The sequence below is a fragment of the Saccharothrix sp. S26 genome, assembly GCF_021390395.1.
In the GTDB taxonomy this organism is placed as follows: Bacteria; Actinomycetota; Actinomycetes; order Mycobacteriales; family Pseudonocardiaceae; genus Actinosynnema.
In genome coordinates, this window is sequence record NZ_JAJUWT010000022.1 from 193,281 (window position 1) to 202,493 (window position 9,213).

A 9,213-nucleotide genomic window follows, 5' to 3' on the forward strand; every position below is an offset into this window, starting at 1 on the left:
TTCGGGTGCTTTAGGCTGGTCGAAGCCGGCAGGCCCGGCGGGACGCTTTTCCCCGCCGGGCCTGCCGGCTTTGGCCTGCCTGGAGTGCCCGTACGGGCCCCATGTCAAATCGAGCCGGAAGTAAGCACAGTCAACCGCCCCCCGGACTTACACCCCACCGCACCTGAACGTTGAACTCGGGGGTCCCGAATGTAGGACTCTCGCGTTCTGAACGTAGGACACGCAGGTCAGGCGTCGGGTTCGTAGGCCAGGTTCGGGCGGAGCCAGCGCTCGACCTCGGCCACCGGCATGCCACGCCGCCCGGCGTAGTCCTCCACCTGGTCCCGCCCGATCCGCCCCACCGTGAAGTACCGCGACTGCGGGTGCGCGAAGATCACGCCGCTCACCGCCGCCGCCGGCGTCATGGCGAACGAGTCGGTCAACGCCAACCCCACCCGCTCCGCCTCCAGCATCTCGAACAAGTCCCGCTTCTCACTGTGGTCGGGGCTCGCCGGGTACCCGAACGCGGGCCGGATGCCGCGGAACCGCTCGGCGTGCAGGTCCTCCAACGCCGGCTCGGCGTCGGGCTCGAACCAGTCCCGCCGCGCCCGCAGGTGGATGTGCTCGGCGAACGCCTCGGCCAACCGGTCCGCCAACGCCTTCACCATGATCGACTTGTAGTCGTCCTGCTCCCGCTCGTACCGCGCGGCCAGCTCCTCCGCGCCGTGGATGGCCACCGCGAACCCGCCCAGGTGGTCGCCCTCGGGCGCGACGTAGTCGGCCAGGCACCGGTTCGGCCTGCTCTGCGGCTTGGCCGTCTGCTGGCGCAGCATCGGCAACCGCCGCCCGTCCACGACGATGTCGTCACCCTCCGAGTGCGCCGGCCAGAAGCCGTACACGCCCTTGGCCTGCAACGATCCGTCCGCGATGATCTGGTCCAGCATGGCGTTCGCGTCGTCGAACAGCTCCCGCGCCGCCGGGTTGCTGTCGAGGATCTTCGGGTACTTGCCCTTGAGCTCCCACGCCAGGAAGAAGAACGTCCAGTCGATCATCCCGCGCAGCTCGTCCAGCGACGGCTCCACGACCTTCAGCCCGGTGAACGCGGGCGTCGGCAGCTCGTCGAACGACACCGCCTCGGCGTTGGCCCGCGCCTGCTCGACGGTCAGCAACGGCGTGCTCTGCCGGTTCTCGTGCTCCTCGCGCAACCGCTGCTGCTCGATCCGCGTCTCGCGGGCCAGCTCCTCGGCGCGGTCGGGGTCCAGCAGCGACGAGACGACGCCCGCCACCCGTGACGCGTCCAGCACGTGCACGGTGGTCTGGTCGTACGCGGGCGCGATCCGCACCGCCGTGTGCTGCCTCGACGTCGTCGCGCCACCGATCAGCAGCGGCAGCTTCATCCCGCGCCGCTGCATCTCCGCCGCCACCGACACCATCTCGTCCAGCGACGGCGTGATCAGGCCGGACAGCCCGATCGCGTCCGCGCCCTCGGCGATCGCGGTGTCGAGGATCTTCGCCGCGGGCACCATCACGCCCAGGTCGACCACGTCGTAGTTGTTGCAGCCCAGCACCACGCCGACGATGTTCTTGCCGATGTCGTGCACGTCGCCCTTCACCGTGGCCAGCACGACCTTGCCGTTGCCGCGGGTGGAGCCGGAGGCTTCCTTCTCCGCGTCCATGTACGGCTCCAGGTGCACCACCGCGCGCTTCATCACCCGCGCGCTCTTCACCACCTGCGGCAGGAACATCTTGCCCGCGCCGAACAGGTCGCCGACGACCTTCATGCCGTCCATCAGCGGGCCCTCGATCACGTCCAGCGGACGTGCCGCCTCCAGCCGTGCCTCTTCGGTGTCCTCGATGATGAAGTCGACGATGCCGTGCACCAGCGCGTGCTCCAGCCGCTTGGCCACCGGGCCCTCGCGCCACGCCAGGTCGACCACCCGCTTGGTGCCCGAACTGGCCACCGTCTCGGCGAACGACACCAGCCGGTCCGTCGCGTCCGGCCTGCGGTCGAACAGCACGTCCTCGACCAGCTCCAGCAGCTCGGCCGGGATGTTCTCGTAGACCGCGAGCTGACCGGCGTTCACGATGCCCATGTCCAGGCCCAGCCGCACGCCGTGGTACAGGAACGCCGAGTGCATCGCCTCGCGCACGGTGTCGTTGCCGCGGAACGAGAACGACAGGTTCGAGATGCCACCGCTGATCCGCACGCCCGGGCAGCGCTGCTTGATCAGCGGGATCGCGTCCAGGAACGCCTTGGCGTACCCGTTGTGCTCGGCGATGCCGGTCGCGACGGCCAGCACGTTCGGGTCGAAGATGATGTCCTCGGCCGGGAAGTCGGCCTTCTGCGTCAACAGGTCGTACGCGCGACCGCAGATCTCGACCTTGCGCTCGGTGGTGTCGGCCTGGCCCTGCTCGTCGAACGCCATCACCACCACGCCCGCGCCGAAGTCGCGGATGCGGCGGGCCTGGGCCAGGAACTGCTCCTCGCCCTCCTTGAGGCTGATCGAGTTGACCACGCCCTTGCCCTGCACGCACTTCAGCCCGGCTTCCAGCACGCTCCACCGCGAGCTGTCGATCATGATCGGGACGCGGGCGATCTCCGGCTCGGTGGCGATCAGGTTCAGGAACGTGGTCATCGCCCGCTCGCTGTCGAGCAGGTCGGCGTCCATGTTCACGTCCAGCAGGTTCGCGCCGCCGCGCACCTGCTCCAGCGCGACGTCCACCGCCGCCTGGTAGTTGTCGCTTTCGATCAGCCGGCGGAACTTCGCCGACCCGGTCACGTTGGTGCGCTCGCCGATCATCACGAACCCGGTGTCGGCACCGATCTCGAACGGCTCCAGGCCGCTGAACCGGGTCCGGTCGGGCACCCGCGCGACCGAGCGGGGCCGCATGTCCTTGACCGCCGAGGCGATCAGCTCGATGTGGTCGGGGGTCGTGCCGCAGCAGCCGCCGACGATGTTGACCACGCCCTCCTCGGCGAACCCGCGCAGCAGCGCCGCGGTCTCCTCGGGGGTCTGGTCGTAGCCGCCGAACGCGTTGGGCAGGCCCGCGTTGGGGTGGCTCGCGGTGTAGGTGCCCGCGATCCGGGCCAGCTCGGTGACGTGCGGTCGCATCTCGGCCGCGCCCAGCGAGCAGTTCACGCCCACCACCAGCGGGTCGGCGTGCGCGATGGAGTTCCAGAACGCCTCGACCGTCTGCCCGGACAGCGTCCGGCCGCTCAGGTCCACGATCGTGACCGAGATCCACAGCGGCAGGTGCGGCGCGACCTCGCGGGCCGCGGCGACGGCGGCCTTGGCGTTGAGCGTGTCGAAGATCGTCTCGATGAGCAGCAGGTCGACGCCGCCCTCGGCGAGCGCGCCGATCTGCTCCGCGTAGGCGTCCTTGACCCGGTCGAACGACACCGTCCGGTACGCCGGGTCCTCCACCCGCGGCGACAGCGACAGGGTGACGTTGAGCGGTCCGACGGAGCCCGCCACGAACCGGCCGCCCGCCTCGTCGGCGGCCTGGCGGGCGAGCTGCGCGCCGCGCACGTTCATCTCGCGCACCAGCTTCTCCAGGCCGTAGTCGGCCTGCGCGATGGACGTCGCGGTGAACGTGTTGGTGGTGGTGATGTCCGCGCCCGCGGCCAGGTACTTGCGGTGGACGTCGAGGATCAGGTCCGGCCTGGTGAGGTTGAGCAGGTCCGGGTCGCCGGTGACGTCGTGCGTGTGGTCGCCGAGCAGGTCGCCGCGGTAGTCGGCCGGGGTGAGACCGGCGGCTTGGAGCATCGTGCCCCAGGCGCCGTCGAGCACCGCGACGCGCTGGTCCAGCAGCTCTCGCAGGGCGTTTTCCGACACGCAGCCTCCCTCGATGGGAGGCGCCCTTGCGGATCACGATGCCTCGACCGAGCGTGGCGGGCTCATCGCCCGTTGCAGCGCCTCTCGGTCGGGAGTCCGATCCTAGCGAATCACGCGATCGTGGGCGGATCCGCCCAAAGGGTGAGAAGCCGATCACAGTTTCGCGTCGCGTTCAGCGGACGATGACGACCTCCAGCGTGCGCGGCCCGTGCACGCCTTCGACCCGTTCCAGCTCGATGTCGCTGGTCGCGGACGGCCCGCTGATCCACGTCTGGGTGCGGACCCCGTCCAGCGCCGCGACCGCGTCCGGCACGCCCGCCACCACCTGCTCGGCCCGCACGACGACCAGGTGGTAGTCCGGCACGAGGGTCAGCGCCCGGGGGCCCTGGTCGGCGGCGTCGTGGTCGAGCACGATCGTCCCGGTCTCCGCCACCGCCACGTGACAGGCCGTGACCACCGCGTCGGCCGCCGCCACGATTTCGCGAAGCGCTTCGCGAGCGTCCCCGCCAAGGGGAACCCTTGATTCGATTCTACTGACGGGGTCCGACAATTCCACCGGTTCGCCCGATCCCGCCTGCTCGGCGGAGGGCGGCGCGGACGGCGGCGCGGACGGCGGCACGGTCCCCGCTGCGGCCCACGTCGCGGTCCACTCGGGCGGCACGCCGGAAGCCGTCACGACGTGCCGCGCGCCCCGGTCGCGCAGGGCCGCGGCGACGGCGTCGGCCACCTCGTCGACCGCCACCACCCGCACCCGGGCCCGGTAGTCGCGCAGGCGTTCGGCGAACAGCTCCAGGTCACCGGGCCCCCGCGTGCCCGCCGCCCGGTACTCGCGCGGCACGGGGGCCACCTCGCGCGGGCCCTTCGCCCGCCGCACCCTCGCCAGGACCTCGTCACGTGCGCTCATCGCGAGGACTCCCACCAGTCGCGGAACGTCTCCTTCGGCGGTTGCGGCAGGTCACGGGCCGTCGACCAGCCCGGCAGCGGCACGTGCCGGCTCGCCAACCGGCCGAACCTGCCCAGCCGCACCAGCCGTCGCCACCGCCGCGCGTCCGCCATCGCCCACGCCAGCGCCCGCATCGCCGTCGACTCGGGCGTCGTCCCCTTCGCCGACGCGACCCGCCCCCGCAGGTGCACCAGCATCGCCGGGATGTCGATCGCCACCGGGCACACGTCGTAGCAGACACCGCACAACGACGACGCGAACGGCAGCGTCGGGTTGCGGTCCACCCCGGTGAGCTGCGGCGACAGCACCGCGCCGATCGGGCCGGGGTACGTCGAGCCGTACGCGTGCCCGCCGGTGCGCTCGTACACCGGGCACGAGTTCAGGCACGCCGAGCAGCGGATGCAGCGCAACGCCGCCCGCCCGTCCGGGTCGGCGAGCGTGGCCGTGCGGCCGTTGTCCACCAGCACCACGTGGCTGGTCTGGCCCTCGGTCGGCCCCGTCCACACCGACGTGTACGGGTTCATCCGCTCACCGGTCGACGACCGCGGCAGCAGTTGCAGGAACACCTCCAGGTCCTGCCACCGCGGCACCAGCTTCTCGATGCCCACCACGCTGATCAGCGTGCGCGGCAGCGTGAGGCACATCCGGCCGTTGCCCTCGGACTCGACCACGACCAGGGACCCCGTCTCGGCCACGCCGAAGTTCGCGCCCGAGATGGCGACGTCCACCGTCATGAACTTGTGCCGCAGGTGCCGGCGCGCCGCCTCGGCCAACGCCCGCGGGTCGTCGGTCAGGTCCGGGTCCACGCCCGGCATCTCGCGGCGGAAGACGTCCCGGATCTCCGACCGGTTGCGGTGGATCGCGGGCACCAGGATGTGGCTCGACTTGTCCTTGCCCAGCTGCACGATCAGCTCGGCCAGGTCGGTCTCCACCGCGTGCACGCCGATCCCGGCCAACGCCTCGTTCAGCCCGATCTCGACCGTGGCCATCGACTTGACCTTGATGACCTCGCGCGTCCCCGTGGCCCGCACCAGGTCGGCGACGATCCGGTTGGCCTCGCCGGCGTCACGCGCCCAGTGCACGTGCGTGCCGCGGCTGGTCAACGCCTCCTCGAACCGCACCAGGTGCTCGTCCAGGTTCGCCAGCACCTCGTCCTTGATCGCCGCGCCCGCCGCGCGCAGCTGCGCCCAGTCGGGCAGCTCGCCGACGACGTTCGCGCGCTTGGCCCGGATCGTGCCGGTGGCCTTGGCCAGGTTGCGGCGCAGCTGGGCGTTGCCCAGGGCCTCGCGCGCGGCCTTCGGGAACGGCTCGCCGGTCAGGTTACCGCCGCCCGCGGGCATGCCGAGGAACGTCGTCATCGCGTGTGCTCCAGGATCTGCGCCAGGTGCAGCGGCCGGACGCCGCTGCGCAGCCTGCTCAGGCCGCCGCCGATGTGCATCAGGCACGACGAGTCGCCCGCCGTGAGCACACCGGCCTTCGTGCTCAGCACCGCGCTCATCTTGTCGCCGAGCATGGCGGTGGAGGTGTCGGAGTTCTTCAGCGCGAACGTGCCGCCGAACCCGCAGCAAGTCTCCGCGGCCGGCAGCTCGACCAGGTCGATGCCCTCGACCGCGCGCAACAGCCGCAACGGCCGGTCGGCCACCTTCAGCACGCGCAACGAGTGGCACGTGGGGTGGTAGGTGACCCGGTGCGGGAAGTACGCGCCCACGTCCGTGACACCCAGGACGTCCACCAGGAACTCCGACAGCTCGTACGTGCGCTTGGCGGTGTCCGCGGCGGCCTCGGCCAGCTTCGCGTCACCGTGCGCGCGGGCGACGTCGGCGTGCTGGTGGCGCACCGACCCGGCGCACGACCCGGACGGCGCGACGATCACGTCGGCGCCCTCGAACGCCTCGACGTGGTTGCGGATCACCGGCAGCGCCTGGCCGGGGTAGCCGGTGTTGATGTGCATCTGGCCGCAGCAGGTCTGGGCGGGCGGGACGACCACCTCGTGGCCGAGCCGTTCCAGCAGCCGGACGGTCGCCTTGCCGACGTCCGGGAACAGGCCGTCTACCAGGCACGTGACGAACAGCGCGACTCTCACCACCGGGAGTCTAGACTCTGTGGTCTGACCACACCAGGCTGTGGTCGGACCACAGGAGGTGCGGTCGTTGTCCGGGTACGGCGCGGTGCTGCGGCACGTCGAGGCGGAGCTGAGCGCGGGCAGGCTCGGCGTGGGGCAGCAACTGCCCGCCGAGCGCAGGCTGGCCGAGGAGCTGGGCGTCAGCCGGGCCACCGTGCGCGAGGCGATCCGCGTGTTGCAGGCGATGGGCGTGGTGCGCAGCGGCGTCGGCTCCGGGCCGGACGCGGGCACCACCGTCATCGCCGACCCGGCGGGCGGGCTCGGCGCGGCGCTGCGGCTGCACCTGGCCACGCGCCGGCTGCCGATGGCCGACCTGGTCGGCACGCGGGTGATGATCGAGAGCCACTCGGTGCGCGCGGCCGCGGCCCGTCCCGACCACCCCGACCTGGCCCGCGCCGCCGAGCTGCTGGCCCGCATGGAAGCGCCCGACCTCGACGCGGACGCGTTCCACCAGCTCGACGCCGACTTCCACGTCGCCCTCACCGCCGCCGCGGGCAACGCGGTGAACACGGCGATCATGGCGGCGCTGCGCGACGCGATCCACCGCACCGTGCTGGACGCCGTGCAGGCCCTGCCGGACTGGTCGCGCACCGCCGTGCGGCTGCGGCGCGAGCACCGGTCCATCCTGCGCGCCGTGCGGGCGGGTGACGGCGACCTGGCCGCCACCAGGGTCACCCGCCACGTCGAGGGCTTCCACCGCGAGTGGGTCCGCCACGCCTGAGTGTTGAACTCGGGGGTCCTGAACGTAGGACACGCGCGTTCTGAACGTAGGACACGCGCGACGCGGACGTAGGACTCTCGCGGGGTCAAGGGGTGTGGTGGCGGATGTGCTCGGTGGTGGCCAGGTCGGCGCGGATGGCTTCCAGGGTGGCGGGCGCCGCGCCGTGGGCCCGGGCCTGGACGAGGACGTTGCCCAGGGCCGTCGCCTCGGTCGGGCCCGCGGTCACCCGGCGGCCGGACAGGGTGGCGGTCAGGCGGCACAGCAGGTCGTTGCGCGAGCCGCCGCCCACGACGTGGATCACGTCCACGTCCCGGCCCGTCAGCGCCACGGCCTGGTCGACGGTGCGGGCGTAGGCGACGGCCAGGGAGTCCAGCACGCAGCGCACCGTCTCGGCCGGCGTGCGCAGGGGACCGGTGGCCGCGGCGGCGATCCGGTTCGGCATGTCGCCCGGCGGGATGAACGCCGGGTCGTCCACGTCGACCGTCGGGCCGCCCGGGGGCAGCGCCTCCGCCTCGGCCAGCAGGGTCGGCAGGTCCGCGTCCCCCCACTCGCGCAACGACTCCTGGAGCAACCACAGGCCGCCCACGTTGCGCAGGAACCGGGTCCGGCCGTCCACGCCGCCCTCGTTGGTGAAGTTCAGCTCGCGCGCCCGCGCGCTCAGCACCGGACCGGGCAGCTCCACGCCCACCAACGACCACGTCCCGCTGGACACGTAGGCGAAGCGCGACCCCTCGGCCGGCAGCGCCACGACCGCCGACGCGGTGTCGTGCGAACCCACCGACGTGACCGGCGTGGTGCTCGGCAGACCGGTCGCCGCCACCACCTCGGGCCGCAACAGCCCGCGCACCTCGCCCGGCTCCTGCAACGGCGGGAACGGCACGTCCGCGGCCAGGTCCGCCGCCCACGTCCGCGTCCGCACGTCCAGCAGCCCCGTGGTGGAGGCGTTCGTGAGCTCCGTCCGCAGCTCCCCGGTCAGCCAGTACGCCAGCAGGTCCGGCAGCAGCACGACGTGCGCGGCCTTGTCCCACAGCGGCGACGACCGCTCGGCCTCCAGCTGGTAGAGGGTGGTGAACGGCAGGAACTGCAAGCCGTTGACCTCGTACAGGGCTTCGGGTGGCACGCGCGCGTGCACGCGCCGCACCGCCTCGGCGGTCCGCCCGTCCCGGTACGCCACGGGCTCGGCGAGCAGCACGCCGTCCTCGTCGAGCAGCCCGTAGTCCACGGCCCAGGTGTCGATGCCGATCGACACCACCTCGGGGAAACCGGAGGCCAGGGCGCGCAGACCCGTCAGCACCTCCCGGTACAACCCGGTGAAGTCCCACCGCAGGTGGCCGTCGCGCTCCACCACCCCGTTGGGGAACCGGTGCACCACGTGCAGCGTGACGCGGCCGGCGGCGACCACCCCGGCCACGACCCGGCCGCCCGACGCGCCGATGTCCACGGCTCCGAAAACCTTGGCGACGGACGACATGGGCGACTCCCGCGGGCTTGAATCGTTTCAAACCTCCGCAGTCAAGCGCCTCGTGCCCGGCCCTGTCAAGGACGGTGGTGGGCGAACCCCCGGGTCGCCCCCCCCCCGGGGCGCGCCGTTCACCCGGGCGAAGTCCAGGTA

6 protein-coding genes and 1 riboswitch are annotated in these 9,213 nt (G+C 72.2%); of the genes, 1 reads left to right on the top strand and 5 read right to left on the bottom strand.

Translation table 11 applies throughout. From position 1 onward, the window contains the following. Positions 1-227: 227 nt before the first annotated feature. The 4 genes from metH to LZG04_RS31360 form a co-directional block, all read right to left on the bottom strand. A complete protein-coding gene (metH, locus tag LZG04_RS31345; RefSeq protein ID WP_233823728.1) occupies positions 228-3,815 on the bottom strand; it encodes a methionine synthase in 3,588 nt (1,195 codons plus the stop codon). 11 nt (positions 3,816-3,826) lie between these two features. After that, positions 3,827-3,907: riboswitch (S-adenosyl-L-homocysteine riboswitch) on the bottom strand. 80 nt (positions 3,908-3,987) lie between these two features. Beyond that, positions 3,988-4,719: an LUD domain-containing protein gene (locus tag LZG04_RS31350; protein WP_233823730.1), complete on the bottom strand. Its 732-nt coding sequence runs from the start codon at positions 4,717-4,719 to the stop codon at positions 3,988-3,990. Beyond that, the gene (locus LZG04_RS31355) at positions 4,716-6,116 is read right to left on the bottom strand and encodes a lactate utilization protein B (RefSeq protein WP_233823732.1); all 1,401 of its coding nucleotides are present in this window, start codon (positions 6,114-6,116) and stop codon (positions 4,716-4,718) included. The genes LZG04_RS31350 and LZG04_RS31355 overlap by 4 nt, the downstream gene beginning before the upstream one ends. After that, positions 6,113-6,841, bottom strand: a complete 729-nt coding sequence (locus LZG04_RS31360) for a (Fe-S)-binding protein (protein WP_233823734.1) — start codon at positions 6,839-6,841, stop codon at positions 6,113-6,115. The genes LZG04_RS31355 and LZG04_RS31360 overlap by 4 nt, the downstream gene beginning before the upstream one ends. Before the next feature lie 40 nt (positions 6,842-6,881). Here LZG04_RS31360 and LZG04_RS31365 point away from each other — a divergent pair, with 40 nt between their 5' ends. After that, on the top strand, positions 6,882-7,601 hold the full coding sequence (locus tag LZG04_RS31365; protein WP_233823736.1) for a FadR/GntR family transcriptional regulator: 720 nt from the start codon (positions 6,882-6,884) through the stop codon (positions 7,599-7,601). A gap of 85 nt (positions 7,602-7,686) precedes the next feature. Here LZG04_RS31365 and LZG04_RS31370 read toward each other — a convergent pair whose 3' ends face one another. Beyond that, positions 7,687-9,072: a rhamnulokinase family protein gene (locus tag LZG04_RS31370; RefSeq protein ID WP_233823738.1), complete on the bottom strand. Its 1,386-nt coding sequence runs from the start codon at positions 9,070-9,072 to the stop codon at positions 7,687-7,689. Between the last annotated feature and the right edge of the window lie 141 nt (positions 9,073-9,213).

Coding starts and splice junctions, on each gene's coding strand:
- LZG04_RS31350 (WP_233823730.1), bottom strand. CDS start 4,719: ATGAGCGCACGTGACGAGGTCCTGGCGAGGGTGCGGCGGGCGAAGGGC.
- LZG04_RS31355 (WP_233823732.1), bottom strand. CDS start 6,116: ATGACGACGTTCCTCGGCATGCCCGCGGGCGGCGGTAACCTGACCGGC.
- LZG04_RS31370 (WP_233823738.1), bottom strand. CDS start 9,072: ATGTCGTCCGTCGCCAAGGTTTTCGGAGCCGTGGACATCGGCGCGTCG.